This is a genomic window from Halovenus carboxidivorans (assembly GCF_009831575.1).
In the GTDB taxonomy this organism is placed as follows: domain Archaea; phylum Halobacteriota; class Halobacteria; order Halobacteriales; family Haloarculaceae; genus Halovenus; species Halovenus carboxidivorans.
The window spans coordinates 26,623-44,384 of record NZ_WUUT01000003.1; the positions used below are offsets into that span (position 1 = coordinate 26,623).

15 protein-coding genes are annotated in these 17,762 nt (G+C 64.6%); 6 read left to right on the plus strand and 9 right to left on the minus strand.

The features are described 5' to 3' along the window. Positions 1-209: 209 nt before the first annotated feature. The 5 genes from GRX03_RS08165 to GRX03_RS08185 form a co-directional block, all read right to left on the minus strand. On the minus strand, positions 210-731 hold the full coding sequence (locus tag GRX03_RS08165) for an HPP family protein (RefSeq protein ID WP_368278190.1): 522 nt from the start codon (positions 729-731) through the stop codon (positions 210-212). A 61-nt stretch (positions 732-792) separates the two neighbouring features. Beyond that, positions 793-2,115, minus strand: a complete 1,323-nt coding sequence (locus GRX03_RS08170) for an MFS transporter (protein ID WP_159763728.1) — start codon at positions 2,113-2,115, stop codon at positions 793-795. A gap of 533 nt (positions 2,116-2,648) precedes the next feature. Then, the gene (locus GRX03_RS08175) at positions 2,649-3,941 is read right to left on the minus strand and encodes an MFS transporter (RefSeq protein ID WP_233739903.1); all 1,293 of its coding nucleotides are present in this window, start codon (positions 3,939-3,941) and stop codon (positions 2,649-2,651) included. Positions 3,942-4,159: 218 nt separating this feature from the next. After that, complete coding sequence (gene nasA, locus GRX03_RS08180; protein WP_159764158.1) at positions 4,160-6,244, minus strand: assimilatory nitrate reductase NasA; 2,085 nt, start codon at positions 6,242-6,244, stop codon at positions 4,160-4,162. A 522-nt stretch (positions 6,245-6,766) separates the two neighbouring features. Further along, positions 6,767-8,347 carry a tryptophan--tRNA ligase gene (locus GRX03_RS08185; RefSeq protein ID WP_159763729.1) on the minus strand — a complete coding sequence of 527 codons (1,581 nt, stop codon included), beginning with the start codon at positions 8,345-8,347 and terminating at the stop codon, positions 6,767-6,769. Between the two features lie 110 nt (positions 8,348-8,457). Between GRX03_RS08185 and GRX03_RS08190 the strand changes: the two genes are divergently transcribed. Next, positions 8,458-9,309, plus strand: a complete 852-nt coding sequence (locus tag GRX03_RS08190; protein WP_159763730.1) for an aldo/keto reductase — start codon at positions 8,458-8,460, stop codon at positions 9,307-9,309. A gap of 20 nt (positions 9,310-9,329) precedes the next feature. On the opposite strand, the gene GRX03_RS08195 is transcribed toward GRX03_RS08190, so the two are convergent. Beyond that, positions 9,330-9,824 (minus strand): Lrp/AsnC family transcriptional regulator, encoded by a 495-nt coding sequence (locus tag GRX03_RS08195; protein WP_159763731.1) that lies wholly within the window; start codon positions 9,822-9,824, stop codon positions 9,330-9,332. Positions 9,825-10,121: 297 nt separating this feature from the next. Between GRX03_RS08195 and GRX03_RS08200 the strand changes: the two genes are divergently transcribed. Further along, on the plus strand, positions 10,122-12,317 hold the full coding sequence (locus GRX03_RS08200) for a universal stress protein (protein ID WP_159763732.1): 2,196 nt from the start codon (positions 10,122-10,124) through the stop codon (positions 12,315-12,317). Positions 12,318-12,328: 11 nt separating this feature from the next. Here the strand turns inward: GRX03_RS08200 and GRX03_RS08205 are convergent, their stop codons facing one another. Both GRX03_RS08205 and GRX03_RS08210 read right to left on the minus strand, forming a co-directional pair. Beyond that, positions 12,329-12,727 (minus strand): DUF4440 domain-containing protein, encoded by a 399-nt coding sequence (locus tag GRX03_RS08205; protein WP_159763733.1) that lies wholly within the window; start codon positions 12,725-12,727, stop codon positions 12,329-12,331. A gap of 27 nt (positions 12,728-12,754) precedes the next feature. Continuing rightward, complete coding sequence (locus GRX03_RS08210) at positions 12,755-13,300, minus strand: CDP-2,3-bis-(O-geranylgeranyl)-sn-glycerol synthase (protein WP_159763734.1); 546 nt, start codon at positions 13,298-13,300, stop codon at positions 12,755-12,757. Between the two features lie 85 nt (positions 13,301-13,385). Between GRX03_RS08210 and GRX03_RS08215 the strand changes: the two genes are divergently transcribed. The 4 genes from GRX03_RS08215 to GRX03_RS08230 all read left to right on the plus strand — a co-directional run bounded on the left by GRX03_RS08215 (position 13,386) and on the right by GRX03_RS08230 (position 16,635). Continuing rightward, positions 13,386-14,105, plus strand: a complete 720-nt coding sequence (locus GRX03_RS08215; protein WP_159763735.1) for a DUF502 domain-containing protein — start codon at positions 13,386-13,388, stop codon at positions 14,103-14,105. A gap of 130 nt (positions 14,106-14,235) precedes the next feature. Continuing rightward, positions 14,236-14,934 (plus strand): DUF120 domain-containing protein, encoded by a 699-nt coding sequence (locus tag GRX03_RS08220; protein WP_159763736.1) that lies wholly within the window; start codon positions 14,236-14,238, stop codon positions 14,932-14,934. Further along, positions 14,918-15,598, plus strand: a complete 681-nt coding sequence (ribB, locus tag GRX03_RS08225; protein WP_159764159.1) for a 3,4-dihydroxy-2-butanone-4-phosphate synthase — start codon at positions 14,918-14,920, stop codon at positions 15,596-15,598. Before GRX03_RS08220 ends, ribB begins: the two co-directional genes overlap by 17 nt. A 104-nt stretch (positions 15,599-15,702) precedes the next feature. After that, positions 15,703-16,635 (plus strand): branched-chain amino acid transaminase, encoded by a 933-nt coding sequence (locus GRX03_RS08230; RefSeq protein WP_159763737.1) that lies wholly within the window; start codon positions 15,703-15,705, stop codon positions 16,633-16,635. Here GRX03_RS08230 and GRX03_RS08235 read toward each other — a convergent pair whose 3' ends face one another. Next, a complete protein-coding gene (locus GRX03_RS08235; RefSeq protein ID WP_159763738.1) occupies positions 16,636-17,406 on the minus strand; it encodes an RNA methyltransferase in 771 nt (256 codons plus the stop codon). Between the last annotated feature and the right edge of the window lie 356 nt (positions 17,407-17,762).

Genomic DNA, 17,762 nt, shown 5'->3' on the forward strand with positions numbered 1-17,762 from the left:
ACCTTCAAAAATGAAGGCAACTCGATGCACGACTGTCCGATATAAGGACGTGTCCAATGAATATTAGGGGATTCCATCTCGAATTTTCCGCCCGAGAATTCCGAATCTGTCCAATTTTCTCTCTAGCAGTTGAAACTACGGCCGACCGACGGTCGGGGGCTCCCGAGAGTCGGGCGCGCGCGAACCGGCGGCGAGCACCGACGTGGTGGTCACTCGGTGGCCGTCCGGATCGAGGGGTGTGACTCCCCGACGATCCGCTCGAAGACGTAGAGCACACCGGCGTGAAACTCGACGAGAATCGTCACGCTGAGGACGATGATGGCGACCTGTCGTGGCGTCGAGAGCAGACCGAGCGAGACGATCAGCGTCGTCGCACAGGCCGGGGCGTGGATCGTATCCGTCGCGATCATCGCCCAACTGGTCGCCATGATCGAGACCGTCGCGCTCGTCGCGAGACGTAACCCCGCGAGGGAGAGCGACGGCGGCGTCGCGGTGATCGACACGCCGCCGGCCACCAGCGTCCACGCCAGAAATCCCGCGACCCCACCGATGAGGTGGCTGCCGACGACCCGGTAGGTCTGTGTTCGCTCGCTTCGGCGGTCGAAGGAGAGAATAAACGCAGACGGGCCGAGACTCGGGAAGATGAACGGCTGTCCGCTGAGCCAGGCAATCGCTCCGAGCACCGTGAAGAGAACGCCAGCGTACAGGCTGGTCCCGAGTTCCCGTCGCACGGCGGGCACTCATCGCTCCGGCCTAAAATGGGTCTCGGTCGCGCTGACCGCTCGCCCTCGCTCAGTCGTCGGCCGTCACGGTGGTCGTCGAATCCGGTCTCTCGTCGGTGACGAGCCAGCCTTTCTCCGTGGCCACCTCGGAGATGTGCGGCTGGAACACCCAGGCCGCGAGTACCAGGATCGGAATCATCGTCACCGCCGCGACGGCATAGCCCAGATGCAGGTTCGGCAACAGCGCCGAGGAGAAGATCAGCGGATAGAAGACTCCGCCTGAGGAACCGATTCCCCCGACGATGCCGGCGACGCTGCCGGAGTCGTCCGGGAACATCGAGGGCACCTGAGCGAAGATGGCTCCCTCGGCGAAGGCACAGCCGAGACCGACGCCGAACGCCGCCACGACGGCGACGATGATGTTCCCCGTCAACCCGGCGAGCGTCATCACGAACATCGAGATGACCACGTAGGTGAGCGCGATGAACGTCCACTGGTTGCGATGTTCGCCCTCGAACCGCGAGATCACGTCCCACTCCTCGCGCTGGAACACGTCGCTCATGTAGCCGCCGATCGGACGGAGCAGCCCCGCGGCGATGGAGAAGGTCGCCGCGAAGCCCGCCGCGATCCGGAGTCGTCCCTCGCCGAAGGCCTCGCGGTAGTACGTCGACAGCCAGCCGTTCATCGCCAACTCGAGCCCGAAGGTCATGACGTACGCTACTGCCAGCACGACCGCGCCGTATCTGGTCGCGACCCACAGCCACTTCTCGACGGTGACGCCTTCCTTTGTCGCCTGTCGCTTCTCCTCGCTGCGAGCGGCCTCGGCGGCGAAGTAGTAGACGACGCCGGTCACGATGGCGGCCGCACCCGTGTAAAAGAACGCCGCTCGCCAGTTCGTGTCGAACAGTGGGCCGCTGTACCCCGCACCGAACAGCGTCGGCAGGATCAACAGCGATCCGAGACCGGCGCCGGCGTTGCCAATGCCCGCGTAGATCCCCTCCGCGAGTCCGAGGTTCTCCTCGTCGAACCACTCCGAGACGTGTGCGATCCCGATCACGAAGGTGATCCCGGCCAGCGAGGCGACGATCCGGGCGGCGATGAACACCTCGTAGGTCTGGGTGAACGCGGAGGTGATCGCGGCCCCGCCGACGATGAGCATCGTCCAGAAGACGGTGGTCGGTGCGCCGTACTTGTCGGTCAAGGGACCGATCACGATCCGACCCAGCGGCACCGCGATGATCGCCGCGCTCGCGACGATCCCTAACTCCGCAACGGAGAGCCCGAACTCGTCGGCGATCTCACCCGTGTACGGCGCGAACGAAAACCAGATCGTAAACCCGAGATAAAACATCAACGTCGCGAGTATAAGGTTCTTCCACTTCCCGGAGATCATGGCTCGCTCACCTCCGTCGAGCAACTGTATCCGTACGGGCCGCGTTCATATATCTTGACTTCCGGTCCATGATCGATCATAATTATCCCACTCTCAAATACGTTCGTCTGCATTTCTGTCTTATTCTGTTGTATCTATCCATAAAACTGTTCGCGTTGACGAATATTCAGGATTCGGGACGAGGAGTGCAAAATCGAGCAATATTGGATCGACGTTATACTGTTTAAGGACGTTCCGTGTTGTAGAATCATCTCTGTTTTTGACTGAATGTTTGGTTTGGGGCGATATGTGTGGTGGGTTCGACTATCTCCGACGAGTGCGTAGCGTCAGTCGCGCGTGCGAGTTTCCACCTCACACGCGCTGTACGGGGCAGTTCGGGGTGTTGGGACTTCCTGTTGTTGCGCACGAACCGTTTGGCCCCCGGGGTCAGTCGCTCGCCGGAGGGTCGACTCAGCAGGGGACGGGTGCGTTCGGGCGCTGGTAGTAGTACCACGTGAGAGCCCCACAGCTCAGATAAAACAGCAGGAAGGCGGTCATCGCGGCGGTCGTCGTCCCGGCCACCCCGACGGAGAGGCTGAACGCCTGCGGGATGAAAAACCCGCCGTAGGCACCGATTCCGCCGCTGAACCCGATACGCTTCCGGCCTCCATCTTCGCGCGTGACAGCGCCCGCTCGCGCTCTTCTGCATCGGACTCGTCGACGCGGGCGAGGTGGCGTTTCCGGAAGATGACCGGGACCATCTTGAACGTCGAGCCGTTGCCGATCCCACTGGTGAGAAACAACAGCAGGAAGGCGGCGAAAAAGCCCCAGAACTGTCCGATCACCATCGTGTAGATCACCAGCGCGGTGCCGGCGATCATGACTCCGAACACCCACAGCGTGACCCGAGCACCGCCGAGACGGTCCGAGAGCCACCCGCCGAGCGGCCGGATACTGGCCCCGAGCAGCGGTCCGACGAACGCGAACAGCGATACGTCTCTGGCCGGGAACTGGATGCTCGTCAGCAGCGGGAACGCGACCGCGTAGCCGATGAACGAACCGAACGTACCCAGATAGAGATAACACAGCAGCCAGTTGTGTTTCCGTCGGAGAATCGACAGCTGTTCGCTGATGTCGGCGTCGACGTCCGGCAGGTCGTTCATCCAGAGATAGGAGGCAACGACGCCGACGAGGACGAACGGAACCCACACGAACCCCGCATTCTGCAGCCACATCGCTCGCGCTCCGGCGGAGCCACCGAGATACGTCTGTGCCGGGCCGGTGATCCTGCCGAACGCGTCGACGAAGATGACGACCGGAACCAGAAACTGCGCGGCGCTCACGCCGACATTGCTCACTCCACCGTTGATCCCGAGGGCGATCCCCTCCTCGCGTTCGGGGAAGAAGTAGCTGATGTGGTCCATGCTAGACGAGAAGTTCGCCCCACCGAATCTCGCGGTGACGGCAAAAAACGCCATCAGCCAGAACGGTGTCTCCGGGTTCTGGACCGCGAATCCGAGTCCGAGGGTCGGAATCACGAGCGTCGCGGTGGCGAAGGTGTTCCACCGCCGCCCGCCGAAGACGGGAACCACAAACGAGTACGCTAACCGCCCGGTCGCGCCGGCAAGCGACGGGAGTGCGGTCAGCAAGAAGAGTTCGCTCTCCGAGTACTCGAACCCGGCCGCCGGAAGATACACGACGACGAGACTCCACAGCGTCCAGACCACGAACCCGAGAAACAGCGTAAACACCGACACGAGGAGGTTCCGCCAGGCGATCCGCCTGCCTCGCTGTTCCCAGAACGCCTCGTCCTCGGGCTCCCAAGTGTCGAGGCGTCTGTCACGCATACCAACGAGGCTGAGCGGCGATTGCTGAGGAAGTCTGTCCAACGCGTGTCCTGGTCCGTCGAGATCCTGCCGTACGCGACACGGTTTCTGTCCCCGTGTTTCTCTCGGCAATATATAAACGCATTCGTTTTGTCTCGTCGTCTATTGATTGATATTGGCGGACTAGTTTGCTCAAAGAGTTGGTATTCGACAAAAATTGGGTCGACGAACGCTCGGCGTCAGTTCTGGGGTTGCTCGAACCGCACGGCACACTGCTTGAAGTGTGGTTCGTCGGACTGGGGATCGCAGTCGGGTAAGGTCAGTCGGTTCGTCGCGGGGTGGTGGATCGGCAGCCAGACCATCCCCTCGGGGACCCCTTCGTCACGGTCGATTTCGACCGTCGCGCTCGCCCGCCGCGAGGCGACCGTGACCGTGTTCTCGGTGACGAGGTCGCCGTGGGCCTCGACCGTTTCCGGGTGGATCCGGGCGACGACCCGGCCCGGATCGTCGACGGGCCGCGAACGGATCCCGGTGTTGTAGCCGTCCTCCTCCCGGGCGGTCGTCAGCGTGAGCGGATACTCCTCGTCGGTCGGTTCGGGGAGGTCGCCCTGCCGACCGGTCGAGAACTGCGCGTTCCCCGTCGCGGTCGGGAACTCCCAGGACGGACTCGCCGTACCCCCGTCGGTGACGGCGCCGTCCGTGCTCCCGTCGGTCGCGCCGGGGTCGGCGGCCTCGTAGTAGCGGTAGCCGCCGGCCGAGTCCTCGGTCGGCGCGGGCCACCGGACGGCGAGGTCGTCTTCAAGTCGCTCGTAGCTGATCCCCGAACAGTCCGCCGGCGTCCCCTCGGTGAGGGCGGCGAACTCCTCGAAGACCGCGGCTGGCTCCGGCCGGGGGGTCTCGATCAACTCGGGAAACAGCCGATTGCCGATGGTGGCGACGATGTCGAGGTCGGTCCTGACGCTGCTCGGTGCCTCCGTGGCCGCCCGCACTCGCGAGACCGTCCGCTCCATGTTGATCGCCGTCCCCTCGGACTCGCCCCAGGTGGCCGCCGGCAGGACGACATCTGCCAGTTCGGTCGTCTCGGTGTGGAACGCGTCCTGGGCGATGACGAAGGCGTCTTCGAGTCGCTCGGTCGCCAGGTCGGCCTGGGGCATCCCGACGACGGGGTTCGTCGCGACCGCCCAGATCACGTCCAGGTCGTCGTCGACGGCGTCGAGCATCTCGACGGGTCCCGGTCCGGTGTCGTCGGGGAGCCGATCGACCGGAACGCCCCACTCGTCGGCGACGAACTGCCGCTCGTTGGGATCACCGAACGGGCGATGTCCGGGCCAGGTTCCCTTCGAGGAACAGACTCGCGTCCCCATCGAGTTCGCCTGTCCGGTCAGCGAGAACGGCCCGCTCCCGGGTGTGAGGTTGCCCGTCGCGAGACAGAGATCGATCAGCCCGCGGGCGGTCTCTGTCCCCTGGACGTGCTGGTTGATCCCCATCCCCCAGTAGATGAGAGCGTCCTCCTCCAACGCCTCCGCGAGCAGTTCGAGGTCGGCCTCGGACACCTCCGCCTCTCGACGGGCCGTCTCCGCGTCCGGGAGCGACGCGAGGAGTTCGTCGAAGCCGTCGGTCGCCTGTTCGATGAACGCCTCGTCGATCCGGTCGGTCTCGACGAGTCTGGCGAGCACCGCCCGAGCGAGCGCGAGATCCTTGCCCGGCGCGAGCGAGACGTGGTGGTCGGAGTTCTCGGCGGTCTCCGACCGGACCGGATCGACCGCGATCAACTCGGTGCCGTCCTCGTCGGCGTCCTGCTTGATCCAGCGGAACATGACCGGGTGCGCGACGGCGGGATTGGCTCCCCAGACGACGTGGCGATCCGCCCCGGAGATGTCGTCGTAGCTACACGGCGGGGCGTCGCTGCCGAAGGCCTGGTAGTAGGCGGTGACGGCGCTCGCCATACACAGCGTCGTGTTCGCGTCGTAGTATCTCGTCCCGAAGCCGCCTCTGGCGAGCTTTCCGAGGAGATACGCGGCTTCGTTGGTCTGCTGGCCGCTCCCGAGGATCCCGACGGCGTCCGGGTCGCTCTCGTGGGCATCTCGCAGCGCCTCCAGGGCCGTGTTGAGCGCGACGTCCCAGGTCGTTCGGACGAGTTCGCCGTCGCGGCGTACCATCGGCTTGGTGAGCCAGTCCCCGTCGGGGTCCTGACTCTCCTCGATGCCGCGCGAACACGCCAGCCCGCGGTTGACCGGGTGGCTCACGTCTCCCCGGGCGACGTCGATTCCGACGCCGAGATCCGGCGACTGGTGGAGGTGGCCACAGCCGACGGCACACCGCATACAGGTCGTCGGCACCCACTCGCTCACGACCGGTCACCTCCGTTTCGGCCGCCCAGATGCGTCGATTTCGGGAAGCAACTGTGCGAGAACTGCCAACATCGACAGCTGAGGACTCCGATCATGTATCGATTTCTATCTATACGGGTACCTGTTGTCCATTCGTGTAAATGTTTCTCTCCGGAGTTCCATACTGCCCTACGACGGTTCAGATTCTAACAGGAGTCCAATACAGTTCGGCGTATAGCTGGACAATCAGTCAAATTTCTCCGGTGAGGTGGAGACACTGTGCTCCCGATACCGGCTCCGGCCGACTCTCTCGGTCGGGTGTATGCGCGGTGCGCGCCGGCTCCGCGGTCCGGCCCCGGGCCGAGACGCTGATCGGTTCGCACCTGCGGGTGAACTGCAACCGTCACGGGCGTCGGCGGACGCGACGACCGCCGACCCGACGACGAGTACGGTACCGCAGGGAGCGCTGTCCGGGATCGTTCGGTCCGAACCGTTCGCGCTCGCGGTCAGGACGGGCTATCGGTCGGAGTCGAACTCGATGTCGAGTTCGTCGAGTTTGTCGGCCCACTCCTCGCGTTTCTCCTGGTGGTCTTCGAGGAACTCCTCGATCAGTTCGGCGGCCTGTTCCTTGCAGCCACCACAGAGGCGGTCACCGTTTGCACACTCCTCGTAGACTTCCATCGCGAACTCGTCGTCGTCGCCGGCCAGCAGATAGGTGTACAGTTCGTAGACCGGACACTCGTCGGGTTTTCCGCCGAGTTCGCGCTGTTCCTCCGCGGACTGACGGCCGCCGGTCGTCGCGGCTTTGACCTTGTCGTAGCCGTCCTCGGGGTCGTCGAGCAGGCTGATGTGCGAGGCGGGGATCGAGGAGGACATCTTGCCGCCGGTCAGTCCCGTCATGAAGCGGTGATAGATCGACGACGGCGGGAGGAAGCCGTAGCCGTCGTACTCCAGTTCGACCTCCCGAGCCAACTCCTCGGCGGCATCCCAGGCGAGGTCGAAGGCGTCGATGTGTTCGTCGTAGACGCGCTTCTCGCCGTCGATGGCCTCGATCAGCCCCTCGAAGGCCTCCTCGGTCGCGTTGCGGTCGACGAACCGGACCCGCGGCCGGAGCGGTTCCTTCCCGGCCTCGTTGAGCATCGTGACGAGGCTATCGATGGTCGTCGCGGTCACGTCGGTCGCACCGGCCTCTCGCTCGCTTTCCAGATACGCCGCGGCGTCTCTACAGCGGATCGTCTCCTCGGGGTTCCGGTCGGTGAGCGTCTCGTAGGCCTCGGCGAGTAGCTCCCGCTCGTCGGCGGTCACCTCGAAGCTAGCGTAGGCCTCGGTGACCCCGAAATACCGGACGCGCGCGGCCAGATCCCGGGCGAGCCGGACGTGCGGATCCTGGTCCGGGCCGACGGGGATCACCGTCGGTTTCGGCTCGTCGAGCTGTGGATAGAGGATGTCGGCCATCTGGGTGACGACCGACTGCATGTGGCTCACGTCGGTCTCGCCGTCGAAGTCGTAGATCGCTTCGAGTTCGGAGAAGTTCGCTTCGATCCCCAACTCGAAGGCGAGGTCCTGCACCTCTCGATTGGTCGACTGGCGGTACAGCGTTCCCTCCTCTGGATCGAAGCCGAGCGCCAGCAGCGAGAGGACGTAGTTGCGGGCGTGCTCGTCGATCTCGTCCCAGGAGAGCCCGCGGGCGCTGTGGGCTTCGAGATCCGCGATCAGCCCGTAGGCGTCTCCGCCCTGCTGCTGGTGCCAGATGATCTCGTCGAAGACGAGTTTGTGGCCGATGTGGGGGTCGCCGGTCGGCATGAACCCCGACAGCACCGCGAACGGATCGTCGTCGTGCATCGCGTCGAGCACCCGGCGGTAATCGCGGTGGCCGAAGATGACGCTGCGGCGCATCAGGTAATGCGGCGCCGGCACGTCCCCGAGAATCTGCTCGAACTCCTCGATGCCGAACTGCTCGAAGAGCTTGCGGTAATCAGACACGGCGGCCGAACCCCACGGATCAAGCGCAACGTCCTCGACGCCGCCGTCGGTGACGGCTTCCTCCGACTCGACACCGTGCTCGCTCGTGGAGTGGTCCGCAGATTCGCGTGTCATCGATTACGCGTATTTCTGCCGAGACGGGCAAAAAGCGTTCGCCTTCCGCCGTGGACTCGCCGTCGCTCCAACGTCACGGGTTTTTTGACCGTTCCGCTCGCTGTATGCCCATGGTCTCAAACGAGAGCGATACCTTCGAGCTGAACGGCGAGGTACCGATCCACCGACTCGGCTACGGCGCGATGCGCATCACGGGCGAGGACATCATCGGCCGCCCGGACGACGAGGAGGCGGCACACGAAGTCCTCCAACACGCCGTCGATCTCGGCGTCGATTTCATCGACACTGCGGACTCGTACGGCCCCGGCGTCAGCGAGCGACTCATCCGCGAGGCCCTCGATACCGACGAGGTCGTCGTCGCCACGAAGGCGGGGCTGCTCCGCAACCGCGAAGGCGAGTGGCTCCCCCACGGCGACCCCGATTACATCCGCAATCAGGCCCTGGTCAGCCGTGACCGCCTCGGCGTCGACTCCATCGATCTCTACCAGTTCCACCGTCCGGACCCGGACACGCCCTTCGAGGACAGCGTCGTGGCTTTCGCCGAGTGTAAAGACGAGGGACTGGTCGATCACGTCGGCCTCTCGAACGTCTCCGTCGACCAACTGGAGACCGCACGCGATCACGTCGAGGTCGCGACCGTCCAGAACCAGTACAACGTCGGCAACCGCGAGGACGAAGCCGTCCTCCAGGCCTGCGAGGAGTACGACATCGGATTCATGCCGTGGTTCCCGCTGGCGGCCGGCGACCTCGGCGGCGTCGAGGAGGTGCTCGAAGACGTCGCGGCCAACCACGACGCGACGCGGTACCAGATCGCACTGGCGTGGCTGCTCGAACACTCGGACGTGACGCTGCCGATTCCCGGCACCTCGAGCCTCGATCACCTCGAAGAGAACGTCGCCGCCTCGGGGATCGAACTCGAAGACGAGGAGTACACGCGCCTGACCGAGGCCGGCGCGCCGTAGGCCGCGACGGTAGCGTCGCTTTACACCGACGGGTCATCGGCTTCCTCGTCCCCTCGGTCGAGAAAGCCGTGGTACGGGCAGACGAACTCGTCGCGGATCAACTGTTCGTCGACGATGTGGAGGCCGAGATTGTCGATCTCTGCGCTGATCCGGTTGAGGTCGTCGTGGCTCTTCCCGATAGCGTTGACGTAGACGTTTCGCTCGCCGGTCATGATCTCCCGAACCGCGGTCACGCCGCGTATCTTCCGCGCCCGATTCGCCAGTTCGTCCCGCTCGGGAACGGGCGCCGTACAGATGATCTTCGTGTACAGCGGATAGCCCGCCAGGTCGTAATCGATGTCGACGTGATACCCGCGGATGATCCCGCTCCGTTCGAGTTTGTCGATCCGCGTCCGGATCGTACTCGGCGAGAGATCGAGTTTCTCGGCGATATCGCTCGAAGACGTTCCCCGGGCGTCCTGCTGGAGATAGTAGAGGATGTGCCTATCGATCTCGTCGAGTTGTTCCTCGTGCATCTCTCCGTGAGTTCTGAGAGGCCGCTATTCAGTCTTGTCCCGGGCGTTCGCTGCCGACCGGACGGTTCCCGAGACGACCGTGGGGCTCTGTACCGCAGCTGTTTTGACGATAACTGTATATAATGATCTTTATTTCGTCGAACCGTGGACAAAATCCGCTAGTTTATACGGTTCCGTCACCAACATCCGAGTAGTTCCGCTGAACTCGACAGTTCCCCCGGGGGTGTCGGGCGAAGCGATCGGTGCCCGAGACAGACCGGCGGCCACACACCCCCCGATGCAGCAGTACTCGACAGTATGAAAGAGCTAGAACGTGACCTCGGCCTTCCGTCGGTGCTCGCAATTAGTATCGGTGCGATGGTCGGCAGCGGCATCTTTATTCTGCCCGGCCTGGCGATGAAGATGGCCGGCCCGGCAGTCGTCTTCGCGTACTTCCTCGCGGCGGTGTTGGTGTTGCCGGCCGCACTGAGTAAATCCGAGATGGCGACGGCGATGCCCGAAGCGGGCGGCACGTACCTGTACATCGAGCGCGCGATGGGGCCCCTGTTCGGGACCATCGCGGGCGTCGGGACGTGGTTTTCGCTCACGTTCAAGGGCGCGCTCGCGCTGGTCGGTGGCGCTCCCTATCTGGTGTTGCTGTTGGATCTGCCGGTCACCCCGCTGGCGATTGGCGTCGCGGTGCTGTTGATCGTGCTCAACGTCGTCGGCGCGAAACAGACCGGACAGATGCAGGTCGCCATCGTCGGGATCATGCTCGCGGTCCTGCTCTGGTTCATCGTCGGCGGCGCGCCGACAGTCGAGACCGCCCGCTTCGACGGCTTTTTCGACAGCGGAATCGACGGCATTCTCGGCGCGACCGGCTTCGTTTTCGTCTCCTACGCGGGGGTCACGAAGGTCGCGAGCGTCGCCGAGGAGGTCGAGAACCCGGGCCGAAACCTCCCGCTCGGCATCCTCGGTTCGCTCGTCATCACCGCCGGTATCTACGTCGCCATCGTGACCGTGATGGTCGGCGTCGCCGACAAGGCGTCGCTCACCACGACGGAGACGCCGATGCAGGTCGCGGCCGGCAACGCCTTACCCGCCTTCGGCGTTCTCGCAGTCATCGCCGCGGCCCTGCTCGCGCTGATCAGCACCGCGAACGCGGGTATTCTCTCCTCCTCGCGGTACCCGTTTGCGATGAGCAGAGACGGCCTCGCGCCGGATCTGTTCGAGACGATCAGCGACCGGTTCGAGACGCCGGTCAACGCGATTACGATCACCGGTCTGGTCCTGCTCGTGCTCATCGCGTTCGTTCCCATCGAGGACATCGCCAAACTCGCCAGCGCGTTCAAGATCCTCGTCTTCATCCTGATCAACGTCGCGCTGATCGCCTTCCGACAGGGATCGATCGAGAGCTACGACCCGAGTTTCGAGTCGCCGCTGTACCCCCTGCCACAGGTGGTCGGGATCGTCGGCGGGATCGTTCTGCTTCGGTACATCGGATTCGTTCCGCTGGTCGGCGCCGTCGTCATCACGGCCGGATCGATGGTGTGGTACTACCTGTTCGTCTACCGCCGGGGCGGGGTCAATCGCGAGGGGGCGATGACCGACGCTCTCCGGCGGAGCGTCGGCCGGGATGTCGTCGAACAGACCGAATCCGAGGTCGACACCGACGGGCACGAGGTGCTCGTGGCGGTCACCGACCAGACCCCGCCAGCGGTCGAGCAGTCGCTGATCGACCTCGCGACCGATCTGGCACGAACCCGCGAGGGCGGTGTCCGCGTCGCACAGTTCGACGAGGTACCGGACCAGACGCCGCTCCCGCAGTCGGCGGATACGCTCACCGAGGCCGATCAGGCCTTCGAGACGCGGTTGGCTGACCGGGCGACCGACTCCGAGATCCCGATCCGCTACGGCGAGGTCGTCAGCCACGACACCCGACACGCCGTCGTCAACTACGCCTCCGAGGTCGGTGCCGACACGCTTCTCATCGACCGCTCGACGGGATCGGATACGCTTCTCGGTAGCGACTCCGACTGGATCGAACGCCACGCCCCGTGTGACGTGATCGAGGTCTCCGGCCTCGACCACGAGACTGTCCGGCGAATCGCCGTCGTCACCGACGAGGGCCCGTTCGATCCCTCGAAGGTCGGACTGGCCGACGCGCTGGCGAGTGCCGTCGACGCGACCATCACGTTTTATTTCCCCGTCGGCGTGGATCCGGCCGAGAGCCGCCGGAACACGACCGCGGATTATCTCACGGAGCTAGCCGAGCTCTGTGAGGCTCCGGTCGAGACCGAAATCGTCGAAGCCGACTCCGACAGCGCAATCGCACGCGCGACCGAACAGTCCGACGTGCTCATCGTCAGCGGCGTCCAGCGAAACCTCACCGAGCGACTGTTCAGCCGCGGTTCGGACATCATCACGACCGGACGAAAACACGCCACGCTGGTCGTCTACGGCGCCAACAAGCCGGGGCGACTCCGGCGGGCAGTCGAACAGCGATTGTTCTGAGCGACCGGGGCTCACTCACTCGATCCGCGTCTCGTGGAGATGCCGCCACTCGGCGGGCGCTCGTCCCCCGTCTGCCGCCGGCCGAACACGCCGTGCTGTGTCGACCTGTCGTGTCTCTCGCCCTCAGACTCCTCGTAGCGAACCAGCGCCCGCTCTTCCCCGCGTTCGATCATCTCGACGTTTCCGATCTCGATATCGAACTCGCCGGGGTCGTACTGTCCCTCGCTCTCTCGAACTCCCTCCAGTCCGGTCGATCGGTCCGCGACGAACCCACTTGGTCGTACCAAGCTAAACTCGGGGTGGAGCGCACTCTCGACGCGCTCGAAATCCTCCCGCTTTGTGGTGTAGTCGCCGGCGACAAAATCGTGAAGCTCCCGAATCTCGCGCTCGCAGTCAGCGGTCGCGGTCATACGGCCGCTACGTCCGTCGGACAGCCGTTACCACGGTTCGTCTTTGACGCCGATAACGTAGGCGATGGCGTTGGTGAGCACGTGCAAAAGCGGCGTCACGACGAGGATAATCCCGAGTACGGTGGCCGAGAAGGCGTCGAGAAACCAGTTCGGCGCGGCGAGCAGCGCGAGCGCGAGCGCTCCGACGACGAAATCCAACTGGTCGACCCCGGGGAACGGCGCACCGCGCTCGCGGCCGCTTCGGCGTTTCAGAAACGAGGCGCCGATGTCACCGAGCATCGCCCCCAGCGGGAGCGCGACGAGCACCGACAGCGGGAACGCCGGGAGCGTCACACCGAGCAGTTCGGCGGCGCTGGCGTTCAGTCGGTTGAGCGCGACCGCCACGAGCGCGCCGGCCGTCGTGCCGACCGCGGTACCGCGCCAGGTCTTGCCGTCACCGAGCAGTCGTCGGCCGCCGAGCGACCGGCCGCCGTCGATCGGTCGGCCGCCGCCGGCGAGCACTGCCGCATTGTTCGGGATGTACGCGGGCAGCATGAGCCAAATCGCCGTCACGAGCGAAGCGAAGAGATCCATACCCGAGTGCAGACAGGGGGCGCGTTTAGTTGTCACGGAGAACAAAAGCAAGAACTCATTAGCCAGCCGCAATGATAAGACGATAATGGCCTCCTGGAAGCGCGATTTTGCGAGCGGACTCATCATTCTCGTGCCCCTGCTGGTCACCGTCGTCGTCCTCGCGTGGATCTACAACCGCCTCACACAGGTCCCGATCCCCGTCGACAACGACCCGACGCGGGCGTTGCTCTCCATCATCATCTTCATCCTGCTCGTGTTCTCTGTCGGGTACCTGATGCGGACCGCGGTCGGGTCCGTCCTCGAACGGGCCCTCGACGACCTTATCAATCAGTTGCCCGGGCTGCGAGTCATCTACAACGCCTCGAAGATGGCGGTCGAAACCGCCCTCTCGGGCACGGGTGATCTGCAAGCGCCAGTCCGCCTGGAAGTCTGGGACGGACTTCGGATGACTGCGTTCAAGACCGGAAAAACGACCACAGATGGACGGGACATTCTCTTTTTACCGACGGCCCCGAACATCACGTCAGGATTCGTCATCGAGGTCGAAGAGGACCGGTACGAGGAAATCGACGACTCGGTCGAACGCGCCCTGACGCGGATCCTGAGCGCCGGATTCGGCGAGCAGAACGACGAGCGCGGCCAGCGCTCGGTCAGGGACATCCTCGACGTCGGCGGCGAGTCGCCGGCCGAACGGGCCGCCAGCAACGCCACCCTCGACAGCATCGAGGAGACGGCCGCCGAGAGGGGCGCTGGCGACGACACCGCCCAACCCGGCGACTCCGCGGAGGCCGGCGGCGACGCCTGACCGCAGGAGGACCGACGACGTTAATCCGCTGAGTTCCCTCCTCTCTCGTTGCCCGACGACGCGCCGTTCCAATTTTGGGATGTGTAACGGATGCGTTATGCTTAAGGGGAGCGCATCCCCAGGTCATAGTATGGCAGAGACACAGCAGGCCCTCGGAAGCGACGAGGTCACGACGCTGAAGGAGCTGGCGCTGGCCGGCGCGCTGGACGGGGAGGAGAAACTCTCCTGTTCGGCGCTCGCGGATCGACTGGACGCCTCGAACCAGACCGCATCCCGTCGGCTCCAGCAACTCGACGAAGCCGGCCACATCGACAGAGAAATCGTCGGCGACGGCCAGTGGATCGAGATCACCGCCACGGGCGAACAGCGCCTGCAGGCGGAGTACGCGAGCTATCAGCAGATCTTCGAGGGCGAGCAGACCGTCGACCTCCACGGGACCGTCACAAGCGGTATGGGCGAGGGTCGACACTACATCAGCCTCTCCGGCTACATGGAGCAGTTCCGCGAGCGCCTCGGCTACGAACCGTTCGCCGGGACGCTGAACGTCGATCTGACCGGCGACAGCATTCGCTCGCGCGCTCGCCTGGACGCCTTCGAACCGATCACCATCGAGGGCTGGGAGTCGGACGAGCGGACCTACGGCCCCGCCTACTGCTACCCGGCGACGATCACCCTCGACGGTGCCGAGTACGAGGAGGCACACGTCATCTCGCCGGAGCGCACCCACCACGACGACGACCATCTCGAGATCATCGCGCCGGACGAACTGCGGACCGAACTCGGTCTCGAAGACGGAACGGAGGTGACCGTCTCTGTCTCACAGCAGTGACGCCACGGCGGTCGCGAGCGGTGTCGAGGCCGCAATCGAGGCCTTCCGGCGCGGCGAGCCGGTCTGTATCCACGACGCCGCCGACCGCGAGGGCGAGACCGATCTGATCTACCCGGCCGGCGCGGTCACGCCCGAGGCGGTCGCTCGCCTGCGCAACGACGCCGGCGGGCTGATCTGTGTCGCGCTCGGAGACGCCGTCGCGGAGGCCTTCGATCTCCCCTTCCTCCAGTCCGAACTCGATCACCCGACGGCGGCCGACCACGACCTCGCGTACGACGACCGCTCGTCGTTCTCGCTGCCCGTCAATCACCGCGACACACGCACGGGCATCACCGACGAGGACCGTTCGCTTACCATCCGCGAACTCGCCCGGGCCGCCGAGACGCCCGAACGGGTCGATTTCGCCGCCGAGTTCCGCTCGCCGGGCCACGTCCACATCCTCCGGGGCGCGCCGAACCTGCTCGCGGATCGACAGGGCCACACCGAACTCGGGCTGGCGCTCGCCGAACTCGCGGGCGTCGCCCCCGCCGTCGTGGTCTGTGAGATGCTGGACGACCACACCAACGAGGCGATGACGCCCGGAGACGCCGCCGCCTACGCCGACTCCCACGGGATCCCGTACATCGAAGGCTCCGCGCTGGTCGAGCGGGCGAACTCGCTCTGATCGACGGCTTTTTATTCGGCTGATCCACCGGAACGCGACCCCGCGGCCCACCCTCGCTCAACGAATCGTGAAGCTACTTAACGATGGGGACAGAGTATGGGCGTATGAGCTTCGACGAGATGGATGTCGACACCATCTGGATGGACGGTGAGTTCATGCCGTGGGACGACGCGGAGATTCACGTCCTCTCACACGGCCTGCACTACGGGACCGGCGTCTTCGAGGGGGTGCGCTGTTACGACACCGAGAAGGGTCCGGCGATTTTCCGCTGGGAGGACCATCTCGACCGCTTTTACGAGTCCGCCAAGCCGTACGAACTGGAGATCCCCTTCGACAGAGACGAACTGACGGAGGCGACAATCGAGTTGATCCAGCGCCAGGAACTGGACTCCTGTTACATCCGCCCCATCGCCTTCTACGGCTACGAGATGCTCGGGCTGAACCCCTCCGACTGCCCCGAACGGGTCGCCATCGCCGCCTGGCCGTGGGGCGCGTATCTCGGCGAGGAGGCGCTCAAGGAAGGCGTCGACGTAGCCGTCTCCTCCTGGCGGAAACACTCCTCCAGCCAGATTCCGACCAACTCCAAGACGACCGGCGCCTACGTCAACAGCGTGCTGGCTTCCCTGGAGGCGAAACGCAACGACTACGTCGAGGGAATCGTCCTCAACAAGGAGGGCAACGTCGCCGAGGGTCCCGGCGAGAACATCTTCCTCGTCCGCGACGGCGAAATCTACACGACCGGCCTCGCGGAGAGCATCCTCAACGGCATCACCCGCCAGTCGGTCATCACCGTCGCCGAGGATCTGGGCTACACCGTCCACGACGACGCGACCATCTCCCGCGGCGAACTCTACACCGCCGACGAACTGTTCTTCACCGGCACGGCGGCCGAGGTGACCCCGATCAAATCCGTCGACGACAAACAGATCGGCTCCGGCAGTAAGGGTCCCGTGACCGACGAACTCCAGACGAAGTTCTTCGAGATCGTCGAGGAACAGCCGGCCGAGTACAGCGAGTGGTTCACGCCCATCGAATAGCTACTTCTCGCGGCGCTCCCGTTCGTCCGACGCGCGGTCGAGACGCTGTGTTCCGTCCCGGAAGACGCCTTGCAGCGTCCGCGCCTCCCGCGGCGTCAGTTGCGCCCGGCCGAGCACGCGGCGGAACATCCGCTCGGTTTTCGCCCGCTTCTCCTCGGGGTGGCCGACGGCATCGAGATACTCGCCGAAGTACTCCTGGACGCGCTCGACTTCCGATTTCTCGGCGAGTTCGTGGATCTGGTCGGGGTGTTGGGTCCGCTCGACGGTCACCTGCCGGAGTTCGTAGAAGACGATCGTGGCGGCCTGTGCGAGGTTCAGGACCGGATACGAGTCGTCGGCGGGGATCGAACAGATCACGTCGAGCGCCGCGAGTTCGTCGTTCGTCAGTCCGACCCGCTCGCGGCCGAAGACGACGGCCACGTCGCCGTCGACTCCCGCCAGGTGATCCGGCAGGTCGGCGGCGGTCACCGCGGGGTAGCGAACGTGATTCGCCGGGTCCTCGTTCGTCGTCGCGGTGCAGGCGACGGTGTGATACCGCTCGGCCAACTGCTCGAAGGTGAGTTCGGTCGCGTTCGGCAGGATGTCCTCGCGGGCCTGTCCGGCGAAGCCGTAGGCCTCCCCGTCGGGGTCGAGTTCCGGCGGATCGACCAGCAGTAGCTCCGACAGCCCGAAGTTTTTCATCGAGCGGGCGATCGACCCGACGTTGCCCGGCGTCTCCGCGTCGACGACGGCAACGGCGATCTCCGGTCCGGCGCGCTGGTCGCTGGCCATGCTTGGATCTGCTACGGGGACAGGTGAAATAAGCGGTCGGAAACGGATCGATGTCGGGAAGGTTCTCGCCCGATCTGGTATACCGACAGACACCCTGCTGGCACCGCTACCAGCCAACGTGCGAGACTCAAAGGACGAATACAACAATCCGATTGCGCCTGTTCCAAGCAATCTACCTGGGTTAGCCGATTAGTAGACCTGCGTATTGACCGCTGAGGATCTTGGCAGCGTTCGTATGTTTTGTGAAGGCCGTGTAAGATGGAGTGCGCCAGTCTTGCACGGCATTCTTCTCAAATATCGGGTGAGAAAACCGGTCAGTACAGGTGTCATGCATATTATCTCAAGGAATATATTCG